27 protein-coding genes are annotated in these 26110 nt (G+C 34.2%); 3 read left to right on the forward strand and 24 right to left on the reverse strand.

Annotation, left to right across the window (positions count from 1 at the left end; all coding sequences use genetic code 11):
* Positions 1–74 precede the first annotated feature (74 nt).
* The 17 genes from wecB to fdaB form a co-directional block, all read right to left on the reverse strand.
* Entirely contained in the window at positions 75–1211 is a 1137-nt protein-coding gene (gene wecB, locus QQM35_RS00235) for a non-hydrolyzing UDP-N-acetylglucosamine 2-epimerase (RefSeq protein WP_251518250.1), read from the reverse strand.
* 21 nt (positions 1212–1232) lie between these two features.
* The gene (upp, locus tag QQM35_RS00240; protein WP_251518249.1) at positions 1233–1862 is read right to left on the reverse strand and encodes a uracil phosphoribosyltransferase; all 630 of its coding nucleotides are present in this window, start codon (positions 1860–1862) and stop codon (positions 1233–1235) included.
* Between the two features lie 16 nt (positions 1863–1878).
* Positions 1879–3117 (reverse strand): serine hydroxymethyltransferase, encoded by a 1239-nt coding sequence (gene glyA / locus QQM35_RS00245; protein WP_342610404.1) that lies wholly within the window; start codon positions 3115–3117, stop codon positions 1879–1881.
* A gap of 20 nt (positions 3118–3137) precedes the next feature.
* On the reverse strand, positions 3138–3662 hold the full coding sequence (locus QQM35_RS00250; RefSeq protein WP_251518247.1) for a TIGR01440 family protein: 525 nt from the start codon (positions 3660–3662) through the stop codon (positions 3138–3140).
* Between the two features lie 138 nt (positions 3663–3800).
* Positions 3801–4226, reverse strand: coding sequence for a low molecular weight protein arginine phosphatase (locus tag QQM35_RS00255; protein ID WP_251518246.1), 426 nt, complete (start codon positions 4224–4226; stop codon positions 3801–3803).
* Positions 4223–5266 (reverse strand): L-threonylcarbamoyladenylate synthase, encoded by a 1044-nt coding sequence (locus QQM35_RS00260; RefSeq protein WP_251518245.1) that lies wholly within the window; start codon positions 5264–5266, stop codon positions 4223–4225. Before QQM35_RS00260 ends, QQM35_RS00255 begins: the two co-directional genes overlap by 4 nt.
* A gap of 84 nt (positions 5267–5350) precedes the next feature.
* Positions 5351–6190 (reverse strand): peptide chain release factor N(5)-glutamine methyltransferase, encoded by an 840-nt coding sequence (gene prmC / locus QQM35_RS00265; protein WP_251518244.1) that lies wholly within the window; start codon positions 6188–6190, stop codon positions 5351–5353.
* Positions 6177–7253, reverse strand: a complete 1077-nt coding sequence (prfA, locus tag QQM35_RS00270; RefSeq protein ID WP_251518243.1) for a peptide chain release factor 1 — start codon at positions 7251–7253, stop codon at positions 6177–6179. The genes prmC and prfA overlap by 14 nt, the downstream gene beginning before the upstream one ends.
* Positions 7253–7852, reverse strand: a complete 600-nt coding sequence (locus QQM35_RS00275; RefSeq protein ID WP_251518242.1) for a thymidine kinase — start codon at positions 7850–7852, stop codon at positions 7253–7255. Before QQM35_RS00275 ends, prfA begins: the two co-directional genes overlap by 1 nt.
* Before the next feature lie 191 nt (positions 7853–8043).
* The gene (locus QQM35_RS00280; protein ID WP_251518241.1) at positions 8044–8301 is read right to left on the reverse strand and encodes a type B 50S ribosomal protein L31; all 258 of its coding nucleotides are present in this window, start codon (positions 8299–8301) and stop codon (positions 8044–8046) included.
* Between the two features lie 143 nt (positions 8302–8444).
* A complete protein-coding gene (gene rho, locus QQM35_RS00285; RefSeq protein WP_251518240.1) occupies positions 8445–9761 on the reverse strand; it encodes a transcription termination factor Rho in 1317 nt (438 codons plus the stop codon).
* A gap of 459 nt (positions 9762–10220) precedes the next feature.
* Positions 10221–10679 (reverse strand): threonine/serine exporter family protein, encoded by a 459-nt coding sequence (locus QQM35_RS00290; RefSeq protein WP_251518239.1) that lies wholly within the window; start codon positions 10677–10679, stop codon positions 10221–10223.
* A 15-nt stretch (positions 10680–10694) separates the two neighbouring features.
* Positions 10695–11453, reverse strand: coding sequence for a threonine/serine exporter family protein (locus QQM35_RS00295; RefSeq protein WP_342610405.1), 759 nt, complete (start codon positions 11451–11453; stop codon positions 10695–10697).
* A 333-nt stretch (positions 11454–11786) separates the two neighbouring features.
* Positions 11787–13214, reverse strand: a complete 1428-nt coding sequence (locus tag QQM35_RS00300; RefSeq protein WP_251518237.1) for an aldehyde dehydrogenase family protein — start codon at positions 13212–13214, stop codon at positions 11787–11789.
* A gap of 241 nt (positions 13215–13455) precedes the next feature.
* A complete protein-coding gene (locus QQM35_RS00305; RefSeq protein WP_251518236.1) occupies positions 13456–13779 on the reverse strand; it encodes a winged helix-turn-helix transcriptional regulator in 324 nt (107 codons plus the stop codon).
* Positions 13780–13854: 75 nt separating this feature from the next.
* Entirely contained in the window at positions 13855–15114 is a 1260-nt protein-coding gene (locus QQM35_RS00310; RefSeq protein ID WP_251518235.1) for a UDP-N-acetylglucosamine 1-carboxyvinyltransferase, read from the reverse strand.
* A gap of 396 nt (positions 15115–15510) precedes the next feature.
* Positions 15511–16371: a class IIb fructose-bisphosphate aldolase FdaB gene (gene fdaB, locus QQM35_RS00315; RefSeq protein WP_251518234.1), complete on the reverse strand. Its 861-nt coding sequence runs from the start codon at positions 16369–16371 to the stop codon at positions 15511–15513.
* A gap of 200 nt (positions 16372–16571) precedes the next feature.
* Here fdaB and QQM35_RS00320 point away from each other — a divergent pair, with 200 nt between their 5' ends.
* On the forward strand, positions 16572–17093 hold the full coding sequence (locus QQM35_RS00320) for a DUF2529 family protein (protein ID WP_251518233.1): 522 nt from the start codon (positions 16572–16574) through the stop codon (positions 17091–17093).
* Positions 17094–17221: 128 nt separating this feature from the next.
* Here the strand turns inward: QQM35_RS00320 and QQM35_RS00325 are convergent, their stop codons facing one another.
* The 4 genes from QQM35_RS00325 to QQM35_RS00340 form a co-directional block, all read right to left on the reverse strand.
* On the reverse strand, positions 17222–18826 hold the full coding sequence (locus QQM35_RS00325) for a CTP synthase (RefSeq protein ID WP_251518232.1): 1605 nt from the start codon (positions 18824–18826) through the stop codon (positions 17222–17224).
* 355 nt (positions 18827–19181) lie between these two features.
* A complete protein-coding gene (gene rpoE / locus QQM35_RS00330) occupies positions 19182–19742 on the reverse strand; it encodes a DNA-directed RNA polymerase subunit delta (protein ID WP_251518209.1) in 561 nt (186 codons plus the stop codon).
* Positions 19743–19850: 108 nt separating this feature from the next.
* A complete protein-coding gene (locus QQM35_RS00335; RefSeq protein WP_251518197.1) occupies positions 19851–20711 on the reverse strand; it encodes a GNAT family N-acetyltransferase in 861 nt (286 codons plus the stop codon).
* A gap of 75 nt (positions 20712–20786) precedes the next feature.
* Positions 20787–21155 (reverse strand): VOC family protein, encoded by a 369-nt coding sequence (locus QQM35_RS00340; protein ID WP_251518195.1) that lies wholly within the window; start codon positions 21153–21155, stop codon positions 20787–20789.
* A 93-nt stretch (positions 21156–21248) separates the two neighbouring features.
* On the opposite strand from QQM35_RS00340, the gene coaW reads away from it, so the two are divergent.
* Positions 21249–22052: a type II pantothenate kinase gene (gene coaW / locus QQM35_RS00345; RefSeq protein WP_251518194.1), complete on the forward strand. Its 804-nt coding sequence runs from the start codon at positions 21249–21251 to the stop codon at positions 22050–22052.
* 109 nt (positions 22053–22161) lie between these two features.
* Here coaW and QQM35_RS00350 read toward each other — a convergent pair whose 3' ends face one another.
* The 3 genes from QQM35_RS00350 to QQM35_RS00360 form a co-directional block, all read right to left on the reverse strand.
* Positions 22162–22827, reverse strand: coding sequence for a DUF2750 domain-containing protein (locus tag QQM35_RS00350; protein ID WP_251518192.1), 666 nt, complete (start codon positions 22825–22827; stop codon positions 22162–22164).
* Positions 22828–22967: 140 nt separating this feature from the next.
* Positions 22968–24170, reverse strand: coding sequence for an L-aspartate--L-methionine ligase LdmS (gene ldmS, locus QQM35_RS00355; RefSeq protein WP_342610406.1), 1203 nt, complete (start codon positions 24168–24170; stop codon positions 22968–22970).
* On the reverse strand, positions 24167–25351 hold the full coding sequence (locus QQM35_RS00360; RefSeq protein ID WP_251942624.1) for a M20 family metallopeptidase: 1185 nt from the start codon (positions 25349–25351) through the stop codon (positions 24167–24169). Before QQM35_RS00360 ends, ldmS begins: the two co-directional genes overlap by 4 nt.
* A gap of 268 nt (positions 25352–25619) precedes the next feature.
* Here QQM35_RS00360 and QQM35_RS00365 point away from each other — a divergent pair, with 268 nt between their 5' ends.
* Complete coding sequence (locus QQM35_RS00365) at positions 25620–26090, forward strand: S-ribosylhomocysteine lyase (protein ID WP_251518187.1); 471 nt, start codon at positions 25620–25622, stop codon at positions 26088–26090.
* The last annotated feature ends 20 nt before the right edge of the window (positions 26091–26110 follow it).

Raw genomic sequence — 26110 nt, forward strand, 5'->3', positions numbered from 1 at the left:
GCGTAAATCGTGTCAATTCTATTCAAATTTTAGTAAAATTCTTTTTAGATTTGTCACAAAATAGCCACATTTTATCAATATAATTTAAATTGATTTGGTTTATCTGCTGTCAAATTGAAAAAATATTTGATGTGTTCACAAATACGTTGAGAAGCATAGCCATCTCCATATGGATTCTTTGCTGTACTCATTTCTTGATACATCTCTTTGTCAACCAACAATTGTTTGATAGATTGATACACATCATTTTTCTGGGTACCAATGAGCTTTAAAGTGCCAGCTTCTACACCTTCAGGTCTCTCTGTCGTATCACGTAGGACTAGAACAGGTTTGCCGAGTGAGGGTGCTTCTTCTTGGACCCCGCCAGAATCAGTTAAAATAAAGTACGCATGTTGAGCAAAGTTGTGAAAATCAACAACATCTAAAGGTTCAATAAGTTCAATCTGTGGGTGCTGAGATAAATATTCTTCTGCTAAAGCTCTAACTTTTGGATTTTTGTGGACGGGATATACGACCACTACATCTTCGAACTCATCAACAATGTCACGGATTGCTAAAAAGACACGTGACATAGGTTCACCTATATTTTCACGTCTATGTGCTGTTAATAAAATGATTCGCTTATCGTTATTTTTCTTAATGATTTCTGAATCATAGTTAAGATTCACTGTTGATTTCATAGCATCAATCGCAGTATTTCCTGTCACTACAACCGAGTTGTCATTTTTTTGCTCAGCTATTAAATTACGATAAGCAATATAAGTAGGAGCAAAGTGCAAATCAGCCATTACTCCTACTAATTGCCTGTTCATTTCTTCAGGAAATGGAGCGTATTTATTTCCAGTTCTCAAGCCAGCTTCAACATGACCTATCGGAGTTTGGTTATAAAATGCAGCTAAACTTCCCGCAAACGTAGTTGTAGTATCTCCATGAACTAAAATCATATCTGGCTGTTCTTCTTTAATGACTTCATCTATGCGCGTTAATATGCGAGAAGTAATATCTGTTAGAGATTGTTTTGCTTTCATTATATCCAAATCATAATCTGGACTGATATTAAAATGAGACAATACAGCGTCTAACATCTCTCTATGTTGTGCGGTGACTACCACGACAGGTTGCAACTCTGAATCTTGCTGTAATGCTAAGACAAGCGGTGCCATCTTTATTGCTTCAGGTCGCGTTCCGAAAATGGTCATTATTTTTTTCATACTACTCCACTCCAAGAAATACTATTTCGTACCGAATAAGCGATCTCCTGCATCACCTAATCCAGGTGTAATATATGCATGATCGTCTAACTTCTCATCTAACGCCGCTATAAAGATATCAACATCTTCATGTGCGTTTTGAAGTTTTTCAACACCTTCTGGTGCAGCTATTAAACACATGAAACGAATATTTTTTGCTCCACGCTTTTTCAATGAATGAATTGCTTCAATAGCAGATGCACCAGTTGCTAACATTGGGTCTACAACAATAATTTCACGTTCTCCAATGTCCTGAGGTAACTTTACAAAGTACTCCACTGCCTCTAATGTTTCAGGGTCTCTGTAAAGCCCTACATGACCAATTCTTGCAGCAGGTACTAATGTCAAAATTCCTTGTGTCATGCCTAAACCTGCTCTCAAAATAGGAACAAAAGCGAGTTTCTTACCTGTTAATCTCTTAGCAGTCATTTTAGTAACAGGTGTCTCAATCTCCACATCTTGTAACTCCAAATCACGTGTCACTTCGTACGCCATCAACATTCCGACTTCATCTACTAATTCTCTAAATTCTTTCGTACCTGTATGGACATCACGAATGTAACTCAATTTGTGTTGAATAAGTGGATGATCAAAAACATGTACTTTTCCCATTGTTCTTTCCTCCTATTTACTTATATAAAGGATGCTTCGTCGTTAGGGCTTTAACGCGTTCTTTACCTTCATTTAAAGCTTTTTCGTCTTCTGGGTTTTTAAGAACTAAGCTGATGATTTTAGCAACTTCTTCAAATGCAGCTTCGTCAAAACCACGAGTTGTTGCTGCAGGTGTTCCTAAACGTACACCACTTGTTACAAATGGTTTTTCTTGATCGAATGGAATTGTGTTTTTATTACATGTAATTCCTACAGAATCTAATGTTTCTTCAGCAACTTTTCCTGTGATACCAACTGAACCCTTTACATTTAATGAGACTAAATGGTTGTCTGTACCGCCAGATACAACTTTGAAACCTTCTTTAGTTAAAGTATCAGCTAATGTTTTAGCATTTTTAATAACTTGTTGTTGATATGTCTTAAAGTCGTCTTGTAAAGCTTCACCAAATGCAACAGCTTTACCTGCAATAACATGTTCTAAAGGTCCACCTTGGATACCTGGGAAAATCGTTTTATTGATTTCTTTTTTATATTCTTCTTTACATAAAATCATTCCACCACGTGGGCCGCGTAAAGTTTTATGCGTAGTTGTTGTAACAAAGTCTGCATGAGGCACTGGGTTTGGATGTAAGCCAGCTGCTACTAATCCTGCAATGTGTGCCATGTCGACCATTAATTTAGCCCCTACTTCGTCTGCGATTTCTTTGAAACCTTTAAAATCAATTGTACGTGAATAAGCTGAAGCACCGGCAACAATTAGTTTAGGTTTATGTTCTTTTGCTACTTTTAATACTTCATCGTAGTCGATTTTTTCAGTTTCTTTATCTACACCATATTCAACGAAATTATATGATTTACCACTAAAGTTAACTGGGGCACCATGTGTTAAATGTCCACCATGACTTAAGTTCATACCTAACACTGTATCTCCATGTTCTAAAGCGACTAAATAAACAGCCATATTTGCTTGAGAACCTGAATGTGGTTGTACGTTAGCATGATCAGCACCGAACAATTTCTTAGCTCTTTCAATTGCTAATGTTTCAGAAACGTCTACGTATTCACAGCCTCCATAATATCTTCTACCTGGATAACCTTCCGCATATTTGTTTGTTAATACTGAACCTTGTGCTTCCATTACCGCTTCTGATACAAAGTTTTCAGAAGCAATCAGTTCGATATTATTATTTTGACGGTTGAATTCATTTTGAATCACTTCATAAATTTCTTTATCTTGCTTTTCAATAAATGACATTGGAATTCCTCGTTTCTGTATTAATTATATTTTGCTCTTTCGCCACCTATTTTCTTAGGTCTGGAAGTAGCAATAGTAACAACTGCTTGGCCAATTTGCTTTACATCTGTGCGCACAGGGACAGCTACATGATGCAGATGCATGCCGATAAGTGTCTGTCCGATATCGATACCTTTATGTACTTTGATATGTTCTACAACAATAGGGTCTTCCATATGTTGATATGCATATGTGGCTAAACTACCGCCCGCATGCACATCTGGTACGACATCAACTTGTTCCATAGTAAGAGGGTTGAAATGAGATTTTTCAATTGTTATCGCTCTATTGATGTGCTCACAACCTTGAAATACAAATGATACGCCGGTTTGTTGTTCGATTTCTTTAAGTTCAGTGAAAATCTCTTGGGCTACATCCATTGAACCTACCGTACCTATTTTCTCACCTATAATTTCAGAAGTTGAACAACCTATTACACATAATTCTTGTGGTTTAAAAAATGACTGCGCTTTTAAGGATTCAAGCAATAACTTTAACTCTTTCATATTTCCCACCTCCACTTTTTGACATCACTTTATGACATCTGTCATTGGCTTTATGCGACACAATTCATGTAATAACAAATTTGCTACACGCATTCATTATAACGCATTTAAAGATACACTTATACTGATTTCACAAAATTAACGCTGTGCTAATTTAATTTTCAATTTATTCAGTAAGTCATCTAATTGCTTATATATTGTTTCATATGCCTCTTTTGTGCCACCAAATGGATCAGCAACTTCATAAGGTTCTTCGACATATTCATTTAAAGTATAAATATTGTGTGCACTTTGAGACATACTGAGCAACATTTCTTTATGAGCGGTTGACATTGTCAGTATAAGATCCGCTGATAAGTCTTCTTGTTTAAACGGTTGACTATTTGTAGGTTTAGGTAATTGATAAGCGTTTAACACTTCTATTGTATGTGAAGAGGTTGGTTGGCCTTCCATTGCATATATGCCTCGTGATTCAAATTTATGTTGCGGCATTTTCTCACGTGCCATACTTTCTGCCATTGGACTGCGACAAGTATTTCCTGTACAAACAAAAATTACTTTCATACATTGTCTCCTTTACCTATATGATGATCTGCTGCTTTTTCCATTCGATTCATAATTGCCATCGTATCGTCTCTTTTTTCAAAGCCATAAATGTAAGCATCTTGGATGGCCTCATTTGTATCTAAGTCGTGTAGAATGTGATATAGATTGTGATTAGCAGTTTTTATATCTTCTTCATTTTGGCATAAAGAAATAAGTTGAGCTTGCTTAGGTACAAGACTTTGTTTGTCATCAGGGACAATAAAGGCACTATTGTTCCATGTATCTTTTGCATTTTCCAAACCTTCAAATGAATTGATAATTGTCAATGGCGTTTCAGGTGCATAATGCTTATACTTCATTCCTGGTGCGATCGGTTTTTCACTATCTAATATTTCTTGGTCATCTACGCAATCAGGAATTATCTTTTCAATCATAGATTTCGTAATTGCACCTGGTCGTGCAATTCTAAAAGGATACTGCGTACAATCTAACACTGTACTCTCAAGCCCTTCTTCACTTTGATCACCATTCACTATACCTTCTACCCTGCCATTTAAATCTTTATATACATGTTGAAATGTGGTTGGGGAGGGTTTTCCACTTAAATTAGCACTTGGAGCTGCGATGGGCATATCGACATATTGAAGTAATTGTCTTCCTATCGAATGACTTGGCATTCTTACTGCAATAGAAGATAATCCTCCACTTACTCGCTCACATAAAAACCCACGTTTCAATGGCACAATAAACGAAATTGGCCCTGGCCATAATTGTTCCATTAACAGTTCAACTTTATCGTTTATTGGTTCAGTAAAGTCTTCCAACTGTCTGCGATGATGAATATGTACAATAAGCGGATTATCCGATGGGCGTCCTTTTGCTTTATATATTTTTTCAACAGCTAATGAATTTCTAGCGTCAGCACCTAAGCCATAAACCGTTTCTGTGGGCAAAGCAACGAGACCACCACGTTCAAACGTTAATTTGATTTCATCTAAATTTTCATATTGATTTAAGTTCTGCTGATAATCACGAACGTCCCAAACTTTAGTATCCATTTACTCACATCCTTTCAATTTAATAATTATTTTAAAATAAAATAAAAAGTTATGCACTCTAAATTAACTAAAGTTGCATAACTCTTATATCCATTCAAATGAAATAATTCGATTATTACCATTGATATCCTTTATTAAATTCACTTCCAAATGAGGATATCGCTCATAAATCATCTGTTTTAACTGTTCTCCTTGTTTGAATCCAATTTCAAACACAACTTTTGCATGGGGCAATAATACCTTTGGTAGTTGGCTTAATATTTGATCATAAATTTGGTAACCATGTGATTCAGCAAATAATGCATGGTGCGGTTCGTATTTAAGCACAGTTTCTTCCATCATTTTTGCTTCTTCATTATCAATATATGGTGGATTTGAAATTAAACCATTAAATTTGAGCCCTTGCTCGAATAACGGTGTTAATGTATCTCCTTGTAGAAAGTTGATTTCAGTATTATGTTTTTTGGCATTATCTTTTGCAATCTCTAATGGTTCTGAATATAAATCAGTCGCATATACTTTCAAAGTGGGGTCTAATTTTTTAAGCATAATAGGAATGTTACCACTACCCGTACCTATATCTACCACTTGATCTTCATGTTTAAGTTGATGAAAGAAATGTAACATAACTTCTTCAGTTTCAGGCCTTGGAATGAGGCAATGTTGATTAACTTTAAATGTTTCTCCATAGAAAGTTTGGTGTCCGACGATATATTGTATCGGTTCCCCAGTTAGCATTCTTTCAGTTGCTTTTTCATAAAGTTTCAAATGTTCAGCCGTCACTTCATCATTTAAATGCAAAAGCAAATCGGTTTTATTCCAATGAAATAAGTCGAGCATTAACCACTCTGCTCGACTTTTTTCAAATCCTTTATGAAGGCACTGCTGTTGAGCCTGACCTAACAATGATTTATAGTTCAGCATTGTTTAATTCTTTCAATTTCTCAGTTTGTTCGGAAACCGTTAATGCATCAATGATTTCGTCTAATTTACCTTCGATGATTTGGTCTAATTTCTGTAAAGTTAAACCGATACGATGATCTGTTACACGACTTTGTGGGTAATTGTATGTTCTAATACGTTCTGATCTGTCACCAGAACCTACTGCAGACTTACGTTGAGCAGCATATTTTTGTTGTTCTTCTTGCAATTTCATGTCATACAAACGGGCTTTTAAAACTTTCATTGCTTTTTCACGGTTTTGAATTTGTGATTTTTCAGAAGATGTTGCAATAATACCTGTTGGTAAATGGGTAATACGTACTGCTGAGTCTGTTGTATTGACGTGCTGACCACCTGCACCACTTGAACGGTACGTATCGATTTTAATATCTTCGTTACGTATTTCGATTTCAACATCTTCAACTTCAGGTAAAACGGCAACAGTAGCTGTAGAAGTATGGATACGACCACCTGATTCCGTTTCCGGTACACGTTGTACACGGTGCGCCCCATTTTCATATTTTAATTTACTAAATGCATCTTCACCTGAAACAGAGAAACTGATTTCTTTGTAACCTCCATGGTCACTTTCAGCAACTTCTACGATATCTGTTTTATAATTTTGAGATTCTGCGTAACGTGAATACATTCTAAATAAATCACCAGCAAAAATAGCCGCTTCGTCACCACCAGCTGCTGCACGAATTTCTACGATAACGTTTTTATCATCGTTAGGATCTTTAGGAATTAATAACATTTTTAATTCCTCTTCTAAACCAGGCACACGACTATTTAAAGATTGACTTTCTTCTTTGAGCATATCTAACTCGTCTTTGTCTTTAGTTTCTCTTATCATTTCGTCAATGTCTGATAAATCTTCCTTAACTTGTTTATACTCTCTATAAACCTCTACTGTTTTTTGTAAATCAGCTTGTTCTTTAGAATATTTACGTAAATTATCTGGATCATTGACAACTTCAGGGTCACTTAACATCTCATTTAATTGTTCATATCTTTCTTCTACTATATCTAATTGATCAAACACTACATTTCCTCCTTATCATTATCACTTGGTGTAACGATATGGTGCGCGCGACACCTTGGTTCATACTTTTCATTTGCACCTACTAAGATTACCGGGTCATCAACTTTGGCGGGATGACCGTCTATCAACCTTTGCGTACGACTTGCGGAAGCACCACAAACTGCACAGACAGCACGTAATTTAATGACTTCTTCACTAACTGCCAATAACTCTGGAATAGGTTCAAAAGGCTCACCACGAAAATCCATGTCCAATCCTGCTGTAATCACACGATGTCCTTTTTTAGCTAATTGTTCTATGATATGTACTACATTTTTTTCAAAAAATTGTACTTCATCTATACCGATAACATCAACATCTGATAAATCGTGTTTCATAATTTCGGCCGCTGATGAAATATTGATTGCTTCTATTTCATTGCCATCATGAGAAACAATCTTATCTTTATGATAGCGGTCATCGATTGCTGGTTTAAATACGACCACTTTTTGCTTAGCGTATAATCCACGTCTCAATCGACGAATCAGTTCTTCAGATTTCCCACTAAACATACTACCCGTAATACATTCAATCCACCCGGAATGATGTGTCTCATACATGATACGTTCCACCTTTTTCAAAACATAATCGATTCATTATATCATATTTTAAAATCGAAATACGAGATTTTCACAGATATCTTGATGTTTTATGTATAAATTTAAAATGTAGCAATCATTTACATTTTACGTTATATGCATCATAAAAAAAGCATTCCCATTGATTGAGAATGCTTTTTGAATACAACAAATTAGTTGTTTTTTGATTTGTAACCGAATTTCTTGTTGAAACGTTCCACTCGACCATCCGCAGCAGCGAATTTTTGACGACCTGTGTAGAATGGGTGTGAATCTGAAGATACGTCTAAACGAATTACTGGGTATTCGTTGCCATCTTCCCATTCCATAGTTTCTGATGATGTTTTAGTTGAACCACTTAAGAATTTGTAATCTGTAGTTGTATCTAAAAAGATTACTGTGTGGTATTCGGGATGAATATTTTGTTTCATTATTTTCAGCTCCTTTGCCCTGAACCATCTGGAACAGAGTTATTTTGTGAGTGCTTTACTCAATACTAACCAATTATAAAGGCTATAATTTTAAAAAGCAACCCTATTTCAAACTTCTTAGTCACATGTCAATAGGTATGAATTTAAATTATAGGCTTTCCTGTCTTCGTGCTTTCTTCTGCAGACTTCTGTAATTGTTCAAAGAATTGTTTGTTATTGTCAGTACGTTTCAATTTACGTACAAAACGCTCAGTGAAATCAATAGAATCAGTGAAAATGTTACGTAACTGCCATAACGATTCAAGTTCTTTCTTAGATATTAATAGTTCTTCTTTTCTTGTAGAACTGCGACCTATGTCGATGGCAGGGAATATGCGACGCTCTGCAAGTTTTCGATCGAGATGTAACTCCATATTTCCTGTTCCTTTAAATTCTTCGTAAATCATATCATCCATACGTGATCCTGTATCTACTAATGCCGTAGCAAGGATAGTCATACTTCCACCTGCTTCGATATTTCGGGCAGCACCGAAAAATGCTTTAGGCTTATGTAATGACGCTGGATCCAAACCACCTGATAGTGTACGACCACTTGGTGGGATGACGAGATTGTATGCACGTGCTAAACGTGTAATAGAATCCATTAAAATAATGACATCTTTACCAATTTCAACTAATCGTTTGGCACGTTCTAGTAATAACTCAGCCACTTTAACATGGTGTTGTGGCGGTTCATCAAATGTTGAATGTACAACTTCTGCTGATTCTACGGAGCGTTCTATGTCAGTTACTTCTTCTGGTCGTTCTCCTACCAATAGAATAAATAACTCCGCATCGGGTTTATTTGTCGCAATTGCATTGGCAATTTCTTTTAATAACGATGTTTTACCTGCTTTAGGCGGTGCGACAATCAAACCTCTTTGCCCCAGACCAATAGGCGTAATTAAATCCATGATACGTGTAGAGTAACTGTTTGAAGATGTTTCTAACATAATACGTTCTTCAGGATATAACGGTGTTAACGCTTGGAAATGCGGGCGTTTTTTTACTTCTTCTGCATTTTCATCATTTACAAAGTCAACTTGTAGTAAACCATAATACTTTTCATTATCTTTCGGCTTTCTTACTTTACCAGTTACTTTGTCACCGCGTTTAATTTCAAAACGACGAATTTGGCTAGCCGAAATGTAAATATCTTTTTCACCTTTAGAATAATTTACAGTTCTTAAAAAGCCATATCCATCTTGTTGGATATCATCTAAAATACCTTCCATGTAATAGTTACCATCTTTTTCCATTTGTGCTTCCATGATAGCTAATACAAGTTCTTTTTTATTAAGTTTACTGTAATTTGAAAGTTTAAGAGATTTAGCTTTTTGAGTGAGCTCTTTTGTAGTGTAATTTTTATATAACTCGTGGAACGATTCGTATTGAGGTGATGTTCGTTCTTTTTCAGGCATTAAATTGCACCCATTTCATAAATAAGTATTTAAATAACGAGCTATGTCCGTTATTTACTTTTCTAACTATAGCAAATTTTCTATTTAAATACAAAATGTATTTCTGTAAGCATTATACTTTTCAGATTCGAGTAAAATAGATACACATGCTAATAATTACATATTTATATCGTTCTTTAATTTTAAATGAGGAATATATCAAAATTTTACTTTTATTTAATTTTTAATGTACCCTATCGATTCTTCACGTAATACCAGTTTAAAAAGGTAATGTTTTAGAATTAAAAAAACGATGGAAGTGAGACAGAAATCGAATTTTCTAATTGAGATTTCATAGTCCTACTAGTTAACAAAGAAGCTGAGACAACTATTCTTGTCCCAGCCTCATCGCTTCTTTTTATAAATATTTATGAATACTTTTTCTAAAAAGTCATTGTGTCATAATATCGTAAAAGTATATTAGTTTGGGTAATAATCTTCCTTAGTAACTTGGTTGAAACCTAGCATTTTCGCAATTTGGTTTGAAATTAATAAACCTAAAGCGATTGAACTTGCAATTAACATACCTTCAATAAAAATTGGAGTAGCAGTTCCAAAATTGAGTTGGATTAACTTTTGTGTTGCGCGTGAAATAATACTACCTGGCACTAATGGTATTAAACCTGTTACTAAGAATGATATAACAGGCACCTTGAACTTACGCGCCAAGATTTGACTCACACAACCAAGTGCTAAACTTCCAATGAATTTTGAATAAATACTGTCTATACCAAAATACGTTTCTACTAAGTACGAAGCCATATAACCACAACAACCAGCAAGACCTGAGTAAACGAATGTACGTTTAGGGCTGTTGTATATAAAGCTGAAAGCAAATGACGTTAAAAAACTTAATACAATATGTAAAAGTAATGTCATTGCAACTAGCCTCCTCTATTTAAATAGTAATGATACAGCAAGTCCTGACCCGATAGCGAAACTGATCACGATTGCTTGTAATAATTTTGCTGTAAAAGTTAACATGTGACGACTGAATAAATCTTGTATCGCTGAAGTAATTAACACACCGGGTACGATTGGCATAATACCTGCAACTAGTACTGGAGTTAATTTCGAATCTGGGGTAAGCGCATGTCCTAATGTAACCAATACACCGATAGCAATGGCGCCTATAAAGTCAGGGATGAAGAGTACTAAAGTTTTCGTTTTTATTCCTTCTGCAATAGCGAAACCTGCCATTCCAGCGATTACTGCACTTGGCGTGTTTATCCATTCTCCACCTTGTAAATAAAGGAAACAAAATGAAATCAACCCGGCTAATAAGACTTTATATATGAAACTATACATTGGGGTCTTTTCGTCAATTTTTTTCAATATTTTCTCCGCTTCGAACGTATCAATTTCTTGGTGGATGATTCTTTTTACTACGAGATTAACTTCATATATTTTTCTTAAATCTGTTGTGTTCGCTTGAATACGTACAATCTTAGGTGCTCTACCTTCTTCTAATGAAACATTAATAATGTTACTTATAACATAAGCTTCGCAATGATAATAACCAAAATTTCTAGCCATCGAAAAGATCGTCTCTTCAACACGACTCGTTTCAGCGCCAGATTCTAGCAAAATTCGTCCTGCGAGTAATATTGTTTCAGTAATCTGCCTATATTCTTCCTCATCTATATGTTCCATTGAGACACTCCTCTTATAAAGATTCAGTTTATAAATAATGCAATATAATACTTTCATTGCATGTATGAATTTATTGTTTTTCCACATTTATTTATTGATGGTTAAATAAATATTGCTCTATAATCCGTTTTTGTCTAGTCCACCTCCGATAAAAAAACACCGCTATATTATAGCGATGTATTTATTAAAAAAATTCAACAGAAATAAATATCTTATTTCTATTAATACAAATATAATATTAAAATATTTGCATTAAAAATATACCATAAATTAATTTTTTTGACTAGATAAATTAATGCATAAAAAAAGAAGGGTGCTACCCCTTCTCTTTTATTATTTGTAATAACCAGCGATTGATTTGATTTCTAAGAATTCCTCGATTCCGTAATCGCCCCATTCACGACCTAGACCAGATTGTTTATAACCACCGAATGGTAAGTCTGGTTTACGTCCTGCTTCGTTAATTTCTACTGTTCCAGCTTCGATAGAACGTGCAACTTTATGCAATGTTTCTTTATCTTTACCGAATACATAACCTGCTAGTCCATATTTAGTATCGTTAGCAATCTTAATAGCTTCATCCACATCATTGTATGTGATGATAGACATTACTGGACCAAATATTTCTTCTTGAGCAATAGTCATGCTATTTTCAACGTTATTAAAGATTGTTGGGCGAGCGAAATAACCTTTATCTAATCCTTCAGGTTTACCAGGGCCACCGAAGAATAATTCGGCACCTTCTTCTACACCTTTATCAATATATGATTGAACTTGGTCATATTGTTTTTTACTAATAATAGGACCAACTTCTGTGCCTTCTTCACGAGGGTCTCCAACTTTAACTTTACTAAATTGTTCTTTAACTGCTGTTAAGAAATCTTGTTTCATGCTTTCAGGTACTAATGTTCTCGTACCTGCTGTACAAACTTGCCCCGTATTGTTTACAACTTTACTTGTAGCTGCTTTTGCTGCTTCTTCAACATCTGCATCATCTAAAATAACATAAGGTGATTTACCACCTAATTCAAGTGATACTTTTTTGAAATCTTCAGCAGCTTTTTGCATGATTTTTGATCCTGTAGGGCCTGAACCAGTGAATGACATCATTCTAACTTTAGGATGTTCACTTAATGGATTTCCTACTCCAGCGCCGTCACCATTTACTAGGTTAAACACACCTTTAGGTACGCCTACTTTGTCAAAGATTTCAGCTAAAATAATAGCTGCAAATGGTGTTTCTTCTGAAGGTTTTAATACTACTGGACTACCTGCTGCAAATGCAGCTGCTAGTTTTAATGAAGTTTGGTTCGTAGGGAAGTTCCAAGGCGTAACAAGTCCTGCTACACCGATTGCTTCTTTAACTACTAAATCGTCTCCACGTCTTTCTTCAAATTCCATGTCATTTAAAGCATCTCTTGCAGCTGTGAAATGATTTAAGCCCATTTGATAGTGGACATTTTCAGAAACTGACAATGGTGCACCTAACTCATCTGTAATTGCTTCTATAATATCTTGCTTTCTATTCTCATATTCTTTAACAATCTTATCTAGTAAATCTTGTCTTTCTTTGACACTTGTATTTCTAAACTCTACATAAACTCTATCTGCAGCTTCTACAGCTTTATTTACATCGTCTTCGTTACCTTTAGCAATTGTGCCTGCCACTTCTTCGGTAGCTGGGTTGATAACATCTAAAGTTTCTCCACTAGCGCTTTCTACCCATTCACCATCAATATATTGTTTAGTGAAATTTCTCATCGTACATTCACTCCTTTTGTCTATATCGTTACTTTTATTCTAACCTATCAATTTTATATTTAAACTTTTCTGCTCATGCAAACATTGTGAATCCCTTTACATGACTGTATTTGCAGTGTTTCAACATATAGTTAATGAAAAAAATCCATCTCATCTATGAGCTGAATATTAAGTTCCAATACAAAAGAGGCAGACCATAACAAAGTACTAATATGGCCTACCTTACAATAAAACAATATATTTAGTTTTCTTCCAAATCCAAATGATCGTGTGCCCAGTCTTCAATTGGAACGAGCGCCTCAGCTAATGCATAACCTTTGTCAGTTAATTGATACGAAATGTTCAATGGACTTTTAGAAATAATCTTCTTTTCAACGAGTCCCCATTCACTAAGTTCAGTCAACTTGAGACTAAGTGCACGTGGCGTTATTGTTTTTAAATCACGTTTCATATCTGAAAAATGCGCAGATCTTTCTGTACATCTAGATAAATAATTTATGATAAGACCGTTCCAACTTCTCCCTAAAATTTTAAAGGTCTTTTCTAGATAAGGGCAAACCTCCATGGTAATCACCTCATATCACTATAATCTTTAAGATACATGTATCTTAACTAGAGTATACTTATTATACCATAGATTTTAAATTTCTTCTGTCCAAATATCTGCGCCTAATCCATTTAATGTGTCAACAATATTTGCATAGCCTCTATGGATATATTTAACGTTATGAATCGTCGTTACGCCTTCAGCTAGTAATCCAGCGACAATTAAGCATGCACCAGCACGTAAGTCACTTGCATACACATCAGTACCTGTTAGTGTAGAAGGTTTAACTGTTGCAGTGCCTTGATCAGCCTCAATATTTGCACCCATATTTTTTAATTCATCCACGTGTTTGAAACGTGCAGGATAGATTGTATCTGTTACAAATGAAACACCATCTGCTTTGAATAATAATGGTGTAATCGGTTGTTGTAAGTCTGTAGCAAAGCCAGGATAAACTAGCGTTTTGATGTCAACACTGTTGAACGCATCACTTTTATTTATTACAGCATAGTCTTCTCCGACTTCTAAATCTACACCGAGTTCTTTTAGTTTAACGATTAGTGATTCTACGTGCGTAGGTATAATATTATTGATTCGCATTTGTTCGCCACTTGCTGCAGCAATACACATATAAGTTCCTACTTCTATACGATCAGGAATAACTTGGTGTCTAGAACCATGTAAACGATCAACGCCATTAATCTTAATTGTTGATGTTCCTGCACCTTTAATATCGGCACCTAAACTAGATAAGAAGTTAGCAACGTCTACCACTTCAGGTTCTTTTGCTGCATTTTCTAATTTAGTTTGTCCTTCAGCGCGAACTGCAGCTAACATGATGTTAATCGTTGCACCAACACTTACAATATCTAAATAAATATTAGCGCCTGTTAACTTTTCTGCTTCAATTTTCATTGAAGAGTCACTTGATTCATCAATTGTGGCACCCAATGCTTTGAAACCTTTGATATGTTGATCAATTGGTCTTGGTCCTAATTGACAGCCACCTGGAAGGCCAATCACACATTTCTTAAATCGACCTAACAATGCGCCCATCATATAATAAGATGCACGCAATGATTCTACTTTATTATTAGGCAATGAAGTATTTTCAATTTGAGTTGGATCCACATTAAGCGTTGTTCCATCTAAATCAGTTTTAATATTCAAATCACCTAATAGACTTACTAAAGTTTCTACATCTGAAATTTGTGGTAACCCATCAATAGTCACTTGTTCTTCTGCTAAAATTGTTGCTGGAATAATTGCTACTGCACTATTCTTTGCCCCATGGATATCCACATTACCGTTAAGTGTTTGACCACCTCTAATTTTAATCACTTCTTGAACCATTCGTTTTGTTCTCCTTTACCTATCATTCGATTTTCTATTTTATAATACGTATGAATTATAAATTATATCGATTCGCTTTGTAAAACATATGGTATTTTGTTTTGTAACGATCAATATAAAGCTTTATGTAAATTGATATATTTATCTACTTACTTTTTCCCAATGGAGCATAAATTAAATCATAAATTTATGTTTTTTCATACAACATTTATGTAATACATCAGAGTTTAAAAATTTAAATAGTGATTAGTATAAAATATTGAAATTTATAAAATAAACCATCCACTAATGTATAAATTTTGTAAGTATAATTTTGAATAAAGACTACCTATAAAATAAAAAACCGATGTCATCTTTATATAATAGATAACATCGGTTTGATTTAAAGTTTGAAATTTATTTTGCTTGGTTTGAAGTACCAAATTCTTTAATTTTTCCAATAACTGTTGCTTTAATCGCTTCACGTGCAGGACCTAAATATTTACGAGGATCGTACATATCTTGATCTTTATTTAATGTTTCACGTACTGCTTTTGCTGAAGCAATTTGATTTTCAGTGTTTACGTTAATTTTAGCTGTACCGTATGGAATAGCTCTTTGAATATCTTTCGTTGGGATACCAGTTCCACCATGTAATACAAGTGGTAAACCAGTTGATGCACCAATTTCTTCCATTTCTTTAAATCCTAATTTAGGTTCGCCTTTATATGGTCCATGTACTGAACCTAATGCAGGTGCTAATGTATCGATTCCTGTTCTTTCAACAAGTTCTTGACATTCTTTTGGATCAGCGTAAATTACACCATCTGCAACGACGTCATCTTCTTGTCCACCAACTGTACCTAATTCAGCCTCAACTGAAACACCGTTTGCATGTGCATATTCTACCACTTTTGAAGTGATTTCAATATTGTCTTCAAATGGTTCATGAGAAGCATCAATCATAACTGAAGTGAATCCAGCGTCGATTGCTTCTTTACATTTTTCGAAACTAGAACCATGGTCTAAGTGGATTGCAACTGGAATAGTGATTTCTTTATCATGCATTAATCCTTCAACCATTTTAACAACTGTGTAGAAACCACCCATGTAACGAGCAGCACCTTCTGATACACCTAAGATAACTGGCGCATTTTCTTCTTGTGAAGCTTCTAAAATTGCTTGTGTAAATTCTAGGTTATTTAAGTTATATTGACCAACTGCATAACCGTTTTCTTTTGCATCTATTAACATTTCTTTCATTGAAACTAAAGGCATGAAAGTTCCTCCTTGGTGCATTATGCACATAATTTTACAAAATCATTATACCAAATTAATAAACTTTTTGCATTATTCAGTATCTTTGAAAGCGTTTTTAATTTTACTGTTGTCTTTATCTTTATTTCAGAAACATGCATAATATTGCAATCGACACGTACGTTTTTTACAATAGATAAATGTAGGAATGGAGGTAAACGATGTCGAAAATATTAACTACTCAATTAACCGGTATTTTTAACCGTATAGAAGATCAAAGTATAGATGTTCAAATGGCGAGTCAATGTCTGATTCAGGCTATCGGCGGTGAAGGTCATGTTTATATTAAAGGTTATGACGATTTAAAGTTTTATGAATCTTATATACTCAACAGCAAAGAACAACTAAAATCTAGTAAAGCACTTGAAACATTATCTGATTTCCACCAATTAGACACGACTGATCGTGTATTATTATTTGCACCATTTTACACTGAGCAGGTAGAAGAAGATGTTAATGCTTTAATTAAAGAAGACACTGATTTTGTTCTCATATGTAATAAACCTAAAAATATTGAATTTCCGGATCACTTATTCCACTTCGTCAACTTAAGTTCACCAAGACCTATCGTATTTACAGAAGATTACGATAAAGTAGTGGAACCACACCCTATCGCTTTTCATTATATTTATTACGAAATCTACACACAAATGGTAGAGATGATTCGAGATTTAGATTTGTAATACACGTGTATATTGAACTAACCTCTTATTTATTTTGAAAAACAAAAAACGATGATTTCTACATTTCTCAGTAGAAATCATCGTTTTTATTATAAGCTAGTATTTCAAATCTAATTAATTCAAAATAACTATTTTTGTTTGTTCATTGCCGCTTCAACGAATGCTTTAAAGATTGGTTGAGGTCGTTGCGGTCTTGATAAAAATTCAGGATGGAATTGACATGCCACAAAGAAATCATTTTTAGGTATTTCAATCATTTCCACTAATCGGCCATCCGGACTTGTTCCTGAAAAGACCATTCCATTAGATTCTAACTTTTCTCTATATTCATTATTGAATTCATAACGATGGCGGTGTCTTTCTTCAATATCTAATTTGTTGTAGATGTTATAAGCTAAAGTATCTTCTTTAATATGACATGGATAAAGACCTAATCTTAAAGTCCCGCCTAAATCTTCAATATCTTTCTGCTCTGGCAATAAGTCAATAATTGGGTAAGGCGTATTTGGGTCTAATTCTGCTGAGTGGGCATTTTCTAAACCAAGTACATTTCTTGCGTACTCAACTGTCGCTAGTTGCATGCCTAGACAAATACCAAAGAATGGCACATTATTTTCACGTGCATATTTTATCGCTGATATTTTCCCTTCACTTGCACGGAAACCAAAGCCACCAGGCACTAAAACGCCATCAACATCTGCTAAATATTCAGCAACATTATCATCTGTTACTTCACTCGAATCAATCCATTTAACTTCAACATCTTTTTTGAATGGATAACCCGCATGCTTTAACGATTCAACAACTGATAAATAAGCATCTTGTAGGCTTACATATTTACCTACTAATCCTATCTTAATCGTGCCATCTAAATTGTTTACTGTATCTAATAAGTTTTCCCAATCATCTAATTGTGTATCGTACTTCGGATTTAACGCTAGTCTTTCGATAACAATATCATCCATATCTTGTTTACTTAATTGTAATGGAATTTCATATAATGATTCAGCGTCACGACATTCAATAACGCTCTCTTTATTAATGTCACAGAATAAAGCAATCTTATCTTTTAAATCGGCAGTCATTTCATACTCTGTACGCACAACGATGAGATCTGGTTGAATACCTAAACCACGTAGCTCTTTCACACTGTGTTGTGTTGGTTTCGTCTTCATTTCACCAGCAGCTTTAATATATGGTAATAACGTACAGTGTAAGTACATCACATTGTCGCGCCCTAAATCGCTACGTATCTGTCTAATCGCCTCGATAAATGGTAATGATTCAATGTCACCTGTAGTTCCACCGATTTCAGTAATAACCACATCAGCGTTTGTACTCTCACCAGCAAGTAATAAACGTTCTTTAATTTCATTTGTGATATGAGGGATAACTTGAACTGTACCACCTAGATAATCGCCACGACGTTCTTTTTTCAACACGTGTGAATAAACTTTACCCGCTGTTACGTTTGAATATTTGTTCAAATTAATGTCGATAAATCTTTCATAATGTCCTAAATCTAAGTCTGTTTCTGCACCATCATCGGTTACGAATACCTCACCATGTTGGTAGGGGCTCATCGTTCCCGGGTCAACATTTAAATAAGGGTCGAACTTTTGAATAGTTACCTTTAATCCTCTATCTTTTAATAATCTACCTAAAGATGCAGCAGTAATACCTTTTCCTAAGGAAGATACAACCCCACCTGTTACAAAAATAAATTTTGTCATAATATGCCTCCTATAAATAAAAACAAAAAGTTAAACTATTACTATAATCATGATTGGAATTTCTTTTAAACTGAAAATTAACATTTACTCTAAAACCCAAACGCTTTTACAAACGCATTTTGAATAATGAAATGCATATCGAAAAAATTGACGCTAGGTGCTTTTCAATAATTTATAAAATACATACATATTTACCAATGTTTTTTGTTATAAAATAAAAAAATCGCTCCCTCTCACATCATAGTAAGGGGGAGCGTATATGTTTTATACACGTCGTCCTAATTAAAGGAGCCCGAATAAAATTCTATCACTTTCACAAGAAAAGTCAATTAAATGATTATATTTATTTTATGATTTATTCTTGCTTAGAATCTTCTTCTTCCTCTTCATAATCATCTTCTTCAAGATCGTCTTCGTCCTCTTCGTCATCTTCATCGATAACGATATCTGATTCATCAATTTCCTCTTCGACTTGATCCACTTTGTTTTCTTCTGGATCTTCCGGGTCATTTAAAGTTTCTTGGTCTTCTGTAACTTTAGGTATATCATCATCTTCATCATTATCATCTTCACCAAGTAACTTTAAGTTCTTATCTTCCTCGTCTTCGTCATCAAGAATATCAAACTTCTGAATTGTTGGTGCAATCTTCTCTTCAATATCGTCAACTGAATACCAGTCGCGTAATCCCCAAATATTCTCACCAACGTTTAAGAAACGACCATCTGTATTTAAGTCCGTATAGAACTGTACGATACGATCTTCAATTTCATCATCATTATAATGTCCAATAGCTTTAAACTCATCAATAATATCATATAAATTCATTGTATCGCCTTTTTCATGCAACAAAGTATAGGCCATATCAATAAAAGATTTTTCATCAACCATTTCTTTTGTATAATCTTGAATTTTCATATCAACTATTCTTCCTTTCAATGGCATTTATCCCATTCAGATCTTTTATCTTAAGTCATCATAACAAATCTAAATTATAAATGACAATGTGCAATTTATCAATGTCAATTAATAATTTATATATTTTTCAAAAACGACAAAGTCATCGGCAGCATCGATTTCTACGAAGTTACTATTCATACATAACGGTTTTAATTCATTATTTTCACCGTATAATGTAATTGAAAGTTTATTAACGTCTTTAAAGTGCTTTCTAACATAAGTCGAAAGTTGTCTTAAAGCGCTCTCAGCAATCCCTTTGTTTCGCTGGTCTTTATTTACTTCTACTTTTGAAATATTCATGCGTTGTTCATGTTGTTCTACAGCGATAAAACCAACTTTTTCATTATCTTTAATCAAATCTATAATATAAATATCATAAGGTGTTGCTTCCTCATTGGGCATAAGCTTTAATGACGATACATATTTAGAATCTAAATCTAAGTAGTAAAGTCTTTCTTTACCTAATGGCCCCTCTTCCTTGGTTGCCGTATGCATAAAACCTGCGCGTTCATAAACGTTCCATGCACCAGTATTTTCAGCGTCTACGACAAGATAAAGGTGGTTAAAATCTGGGAACAAAGCTTGAACATATTGAGGTAAATACATCATCATCTTTGTTCCATACCCATGACCTTGGTATTTTTCATTTACAGATAAAGAACGCACATACACGACATGATTAGGCGTTTCATAACCTTCATGTTGATAATGTTTATGTAGTACAAAGAAACCTACAACTTCCCCTTGGTCGTTTAAGGCAACATTTGGAATTCTATTTTCATCATTTAATGCATCATCTAGTACATCTTTTGGCAACGAAGAGTAAATCTGTTGACGTTCATTAAGTTTAAATCCCAATAACGCTTCTTTAAAATTTTCCTCATATGGTTGAACTGTTATATCTTCGAATTGTTTTTTTATCAACATCGTCAATCCCCTAGTTTAATTTAATAATCTATCAATACCCCAAGTTATCATAAATATTCCATTTATTAAGCATCATTAATTTAAAAAGCAATTCATTAACCAGTTCACTTCATACTTATCTTTAACTTGTCCATGCATCGCATTAAAGAAAGTTTTTTCAAGTGGCATGTGTGGATCGCCCGCTTCACTTAATGCTTCATACGTTTGCTTTTGTTCATCTAAGTTATCAAATGTTAAAATCACATTCGTATTGTCATTACTCCATTCACGTCCATATGTACTTGAAATGTGAATAACGATTGTTTCATTTACATGTAATTCAGCATGTAATAAATGACCATTCGTTTCGTTTAATTTCTTTATTTCCCCGCCAAACGCATTTTTATAAAAATTAACAGCTTCCTCTACATCGTTCACTTTAATAAATGGACTTAATTGAATCATTTACCTATCGCTCCCTTTACAATTTCGTGTTGATTTTTCTCTATTTTATTATATTATTAGATGTAATGTAAAATCATTCTAGGAGGCTATCAAATGAAAATTGGTGTCGATGCTGGTGGAACGCTTATTAAAATTGTTAAAGAACAAAATGGTGAACGCCAGTATGAAACTATGCTTACGACTGAAATAGATAAAGTTATCAACTGGTTGAACCAACAACAATGTGAAGATATTAACTTAACAGGTGGGCAAGCCGCTTCAATTAGTAGCAAACTTGATTGTGCATCCAATGTTCACGTCGAGTTTGACGCATCATCAAAAGGGTTAGAAATGTTGTTAAACGAACAAGGTCATCATTTAACTGATTACATATTTGCAAATGTAGGAACAGGGACATCACTACATTATACAGATGGTAAATCTCAGCAACGTGTAGGCGGCGTTGGTACTGGTGGAGGTATGATTCAAGGGTTAGGTTATTTATTAACTGGAATTGATGATTACACACAATTGACGAACCTCGCACAACAAGGCGATCGTGAAATTATAGATTTAAAGGTTAAACATGTATATCAAGGTAGTGAACCACCTATCTCTGGGGATTTAACTGCCGCAAACTTTGGACATGTATTACATCATTTAGATAAAACTTTCACTGATGCAGATAAATTAGCCTCAGTTATCGGTGTCGTCGGTGAAGTTGTTACGACGATGGCAATTACATTAGCAAGAGAGTATCAAACGAAAAATGTAGCCTATATCGGTTCATCTTTTAGCAACAACCAATTATTACGTGAAGTCGTTGAAAATTATACAGTGTTACGCGGTTTTACACCATACTATATCGAACATGGCGCATTCTCAGGTGCACTAGGCTCTATACATCTATCTAAATAATTAATATAAAAAGCCACCTCACAAGATTAATGAAACTTGTAAGGTGGTTTTTCTAAATTCCCAAATTCTTTTTGTTTAATTATAGCTTCAAATTACAATCGCTTTTTTATTAAAACGTAAGTTGATCAGCTAACTTTTGCGCCGATACTACTGTCCCAATAACGCCTGGTTTCAAATCAATGGCTACTGCTTTATCATCATCTCTTAAGTTATCAAGCCATTCACCGAAAACTTCGCCTTCAACTTCTATTAAATCACATTCTTCAAAGTCTGCGTTTCGTACTTTTTCAGCTCTACTTTTAATACTCCAAACAGGCATAATTTGTGGACGTTGATGTGTTTCATCGCTAATCATAATGAATTGGTTTTGATTTTTGTTAGTTAAACCAAATACTAAATCATCTTTAGCTACATCTTTGACAAACTCTTTCACACGAACATTATCTAAATCTGACATAAGTTCATTTGTCGCTTTATAAATATTAATAAATTCCCCGTCATTTTTTGATGTTGGATTCATTAAAATCTCTTCATCTTTTGTGAAGAAATCATCTAGCTCATACGTCACAAAGCGATCGACATCTAGTCTTTTAATCTTGTCGACGTCCACATCTTCTTGTTCTAAATATGTTTTTGCCATTGTTTTGTCTGACCATGCTATAACAACGTTTTTCCCATCACGTTCAACTCGCACGAGCTCTTTAGATTTTACTGCTACATAAAAAACTTCATTCACTAAAATATCTTTGAAAAATGAACTTTCTTTGTAAGACATGTTTACACCTTCTATTCATTTTTAAATTTGCTTACATTGAAAATATAAACGACACAACTATACGCGTCAATTAGTGATTTACTGTATTCATTTATTTTTTAAATTACTTTAATTGTTAATTATTTACAATTAAATAGATATTATTTGTTATTTGCATTTAATTCTTTTAAAAATTGTCTTTCTAACTTTTCTACCTCTGCTTGATTTTCAGCATGCCATATACAACCAAAACGCGATTTAACATCATCATCTTTATACCAATCACCGTCATAATAAGACAGAGGTAACAATACACCTCGTGCGACATATTTCTTTATTGTATTGAAGAAATGCGTGTTATCACAAGGTGCGATATAACTGTAAAACTTATGGAAACCTTGAGTTAATAACGGCTCTAATAAGAGCATACTCGTTGAACCATTTTGTCTGAAATTTAAATCGATTGCAAAGATATCCCCATTTTTATCTAATAGCAAGTCAAAGCCTGCAACACCAAAGTAACCTTTAGAAACGCCAATTTCCATAATTTCTCTACCAGCTTGAATAACTTTTTCAGGAACATCTATAGAATTGTGATTGCCGTTATAATGTCCATATTTGTCAGTGAGTTGCTCAGAAGTTCCGATGTATTGTATGCCTCTTTGCTCAGAGTATGCAAATTGTACACAGTAATTTGCTACCGCTTCAATCATTTGTTCAATAATCATCGTTTGGGTTGCATCTTCAGCTTTCTTAATACGTGCTTTAGCCTTTGCTAAATCTGTGTTGTTGTAACAAATCATCACACCATAACCACCTGCTGTTGGTAATTCATCGCCAGGTTTTAAAACGAAAGGAAAGTCCCATTCCTTAATTTTTGTTTCGAATTCCTCCATCTTTACGATTTCTCTTTTAGGTAATTGCTTAAAATTCGTCCACTCTGGTATGCGTGATTTATTATTTAACGCAACAAAAATGTCCTTGTCTAATGCGTAATGTTTTTTATTCACGACCGATTCTTCATGTATATATTGGAAATATATTTTTTTATTTTGAGTGTGTGCAATATCTTTAAGCAAACGTTCATATGTTTGTCGATCTTCAAATGAATAAATATTTTCAGGCATATCTTTACCTATCATTTCAAATAATTGTTGGATTTTATCTGTCACACTTGCTTTATGCACAATGACGGGTAGTTGGTTTGCAATGATTAATTCACGTGCTGTTAAAAAATTAGACTGATGTTCCTCAGCTTCCAACCATGGATTCGCTAAATAAGACGGACGAGAAGAATAAACTACATTTGAATCATACAAATCACTCAATGATAATTTTGGTTGTAGTGTTTTAGGGCTACTCATTTTTTGTGCTCCTTCGTATATTTATATTGATCGACAATTTCATCGAACAATGGTTTATTTATTATTAGTTCAAGACCCATTAATGCCAGTATTTTTGAACCTCTGATTAATGCTTGATCTCCTTGATGACTTGCTGCAGCTTCACGGAACCTATGTGTGTGACCTACTAAATTTCTAGAACCTATTTTGATATGCGGATGAATTGTTGGAACAACATGACTTACATTACCTGTATCCGTTGAGCCATAACCAAAGTCATCATGACTTACATTTTCACCTAAGTCAGTCGCAAATTTTTCGAATAGTTCATCCAGTTTAGGTGTTTTAATAAATTCGTTGACTCCATTTTGAATAGGACCAAATTCGTAATCACAACCGGTTTGAATCGCTGCACCTTTGGCGATTTGACTTACTTTCGTTGTTAAAATATCTAACGCTTTACGCGATGTTGCTCTAGTATAAAAACGTGCATGTGTATAATCAGGAATAATATTTGCTGCTTGACCACCATCCAATATTACGCCGTGAACACGTTCAGTGCGTTTAATATGCTGTCGTAGTTGGGCAACACCATTAAAGTACGAAATCATTGCATCTAATGCGTTTTTTGCTTCATCCGCATTTTCAGAAGCATGTGCGCTCTTACCATAAAATTTAATATCTAACACATCTACAGCTAATGTATTGATAGTAGGATAAGTTTCATTACCTGGATGTACCATTAAAGCGATATCCAAGTCGTCAATGACCCCTTCTTTAACATATGATGCTTTGGCACTCCCATTTTCACCGCCTTCTTCTGCTGGGCAACCTAAGACAATGACTTCACCACCGATTTGGTCTATATGTTGTTTTAAAGCTATACCTGCTAATACACTCGCAGTTCCTATAATATTGTGGCCACATGCATGTCCTAAACCAGGTAAAGCATCATATTCAGCTAAATAACCAATAGTTGGCCCCGGTAGTTCAGAATCATAACGCGCTATAAAACCTGTTCCGTGACCAGCAATATCTGTTTCAACTTTAAAATCTTGCTCTATTAATTGATCAATTAATGTACGTGATGCAAATATTTCTTCGTTACCTAACTCTGGACGTTGATGAATTAAATGACTAATATCAATATATTTATGTTTTTCACTTTCTATATAATCTAAAATACTTTGTTTTTCATTCATATTTGCAAAACTGCCTCCCCACAATCATACAACTTCTGTTACATCAATCGCTTTTACTTAATTTCCCTATATTTTTTGTATGAATTATACATATAATTTTTGTGATTACCATTTATTTTATACGGTGAAGTTCAATCTGTCATTAATTTTTCAGAAATTTTAAAATTTTAATACTAATATACATATCATATCGACATTGTTGTGAAATTGTAAATAATTCATATGCTTGTTACAATTATGGTAATTAAATGACTAGGAGGATATTGTTATGCCAAAAATGAATGTTGAAAGTTTTAATTTAGACCATACAAAAGTAGTTGCACCGTTTGTACGTCTAGCTGGGAAAATGGAAGGTGCAAATGGAGATGTTATTCATAAATACGATATCCGTTTCAAACAGCCAAATAAAGAACATATGGAAATGCCTGGATTACATTCTTTAGAGCATTTAATGGCTGAAAATATTAGAAACCATTCAGATAAAATTGTAGATATTAGCCCTATGGGTTGCCAAACAGGTTTTTATGTATCTTTCATTAACCATGATGATTATGAAGATGTGTTAAATATAATTGAACAAACTTTACAAGATGTCTTAAATGCAGAAGAAGTACCAGCTTGTAATGAAGTTCAATGTGGATGGGCAGCAAGTCATTCATTAGAAGGTGCAAAAGAAATCGCACAAGCTTTCTTAGATAAAAAAGCACAATGGGACGACATTTACGGCGAAGGTAAATAATAACTTATATCACAATATTT

Source organism: Staphylococcus hsinchuensis (assembly GCF_038789205.1).
GTDB classification, from domain to species: Bacteria; Bacillota; Bacilli; order Staphylococcales; family Staphylococcaceae; genus Staphylococcus; species Staphylococcus hsinchuensis.

What these genes read in the sequence shown, in the direction of transcription:
- QQM35_RS00280 (WP_251518241.1), bottom strand. Translation starts at nt 8,301, where the DNA reads ATGAAACAAAATATTCATCCCGAATACCACACAGTAATCTTTTTAGAT.
- coaW (WP_251518194.1), top strand. Translation starts at nt 21,249, where the DNA reads ATGAAAATTGGTGTCGATGCTGGTGGAACGCTTATTAAAATTGTTAAA.
- fdaB (WP_251518234.1), bottom strand. Translation starts at nt 16,371, where the DNA reads ATGCCTTTAGTTTCAATGAAAGAAATGTTAATAGATGCAAAAGAAAAC.
- QQM35_RS00360 (WP_251942624.1), bottom strand. Translation starts at nt 25,351, where the DNA reads ATGAATGAAAAACAAAGTATTTTAGATTATATAGAAAGTGAAAAACAT.
- QQM35_RS00305 (WP_251518236.1), bottom strand. Translation starts at nt 13,779, where the DNA reads ATGGAGGTTTGCCCTTATCTAGAAAAGACCTTTAAAATTTTAGGGAGA.
- QQM35_RS00365 (WP_251518187.1), top strand. Translation starts at nt 25,620, where the DNA reads ATGCCAAAAATGAATGTTGAAAGTTTTAATTTAGACCATACAAAAGTA.
- upp (WP_251518249.1), bottom strand. Translation starts at nt 1,862, where the DNA reads ATGGGAAAAGTACATGTTTTTGATCATCCACTTATTCAACACAAATTG.
- QQM35_RS00250 (WP_251518247.1), bottom strand. Translation starts at nt 3,662, where the DNA reads ATGAAAGAGTTAAAGTTATTGCTTGAATCCTTAAAAGCGCAGTCATTT.
- QQM35_RS00340 (WP_251518195.1), bottom strand. Translation starts at nt 21,155, where the DNA reads ATGATTCAATTAAGTCCATTTATTAAAGTGAACGATGTAGAGGAAGCT.
- rho (WP_251518240.1), bottom strand. Translation starts at nt 9,761, where the DNA reads ATGCCTGAAAAAGAACGAACATCACCTCAATACGAATCGTTCCACGAG.
- glyA (WP_342610404.1), bottom strand. Translation starts at nt 3,117, where the DNA reads ATGTCATTTATTGAAAAGCAAGATAAAGAAATTTATGAAGTGATTCAA.
- QQM35_RS00335 (WP_251518197.1), bottom strand. Translation starts at nt 20,711, where the DNA reads ATGTTGATAAAAAAACAATTCGAAGATATAACAGTTCAACCATATGAG.
- QQM35_RS00320 (WP_251518233.1), top strand. Translation starts at nt 16,572, where the DNA reads ATGTCGAAAATATTAACTACTCAATTAACCGGTATTTTTAACCGTATA.
- QQM35_RS00295 (WP_342610405.1), bottom strand. Translation starts at nt 11,453, where the DNA reads ATGGAACATATAGATGAGGAAGAATATAGGCAGATTACTGAAACAATA.
- QQM35_RS00350 (WP_251518192.1), bottom strand. Translation starts at nt 22,827, where the DNA reads ATGTCTTACAAAGAAAGTTCATTTTTCAAAGATATTTTAGTGAATGAA.
- QQM35_RS00310 (WP_251518235.1), bottom strand. Translation starts at nt 15,114, where the DNA reads ATGGTTCAAGAAGTGATTAAAATTAGAGGTGGTCAAACACTTAACGGT.
- wecB (WP_251518250.1), bottom strand. Translation starts at nt 1,211, where the DNA reads ATGAAAAAAATAATGACCATTTTCGGAACGCGACCTGAAGCAATAAAG.
- prmC (WP_251518244.1), bottom strand. Translation starts at nt 6,190, where the DNA reads ATGCTGAACTATAAATCATTGTTAGGTCAGGCTCAACAGCAGTGCCTT.
- QQM35_RS00325 (WP_251518232.1), bottom strand. Translation starts at nt 18,826, where the DNA reads ATGACAAAATTTATTTTTGTAACAGGTGGGGTTGTATCTTCCTTAGGA.
- QQM35_RS00300 (WP_251518237.1), bottom strand. Translation starts at nt 13,214, where the DNA reads ATGAGAAATTTCACTAAACAATATATTGATGGTGAATGGGTAGAAAGC.
- QQM35_RS00275 (WP_251518242.1), bottom strand. Translation starts at nt 7,852, where the DNA reads ATGTATGAGACACATCATTCCGGGTGGATTGAATGTATTACGGGTAGT.
- QQM35_RS00260 (WP_251518245.1), bottom strand. Translation starts at nt 5,266, where the DNA reads ATGGATACTAAAGTTTGGGACGTTCGTGATTATCAGCAGAACTTAAAT.
- QQM35_RS00255 (WP_251518246.1), bottom strand. Translation starts at nt 4,226, where the DNA reads ATGAAAGTAATTTTTGTTTGTACAGGAAATACTTGTCGCAGTCCAATG.
- rpoE (WP_251518209.1), bottom strand. Translation starts at nt 19,742, where the DNA reads ATGAAAATTCAAGATTATACAAAAGAAATGGTTGATGAAAAATCTTTT.
- ldmS (WP_342610406.1), bottom strand. Translation starts at nt 24,170, where the DNA reads ATGAGTAGCCCTAAAACACTACAACCAAAATTATCATTGAGTGATTTG.
- QQM35_RS00290 (WP_251518239.1), bottom strand. Translation starts at nt 10,679, where the DNA reads ATGACATTACTTTTACATATTGTATTAAGTTTTTTAACGTCATTTGCT.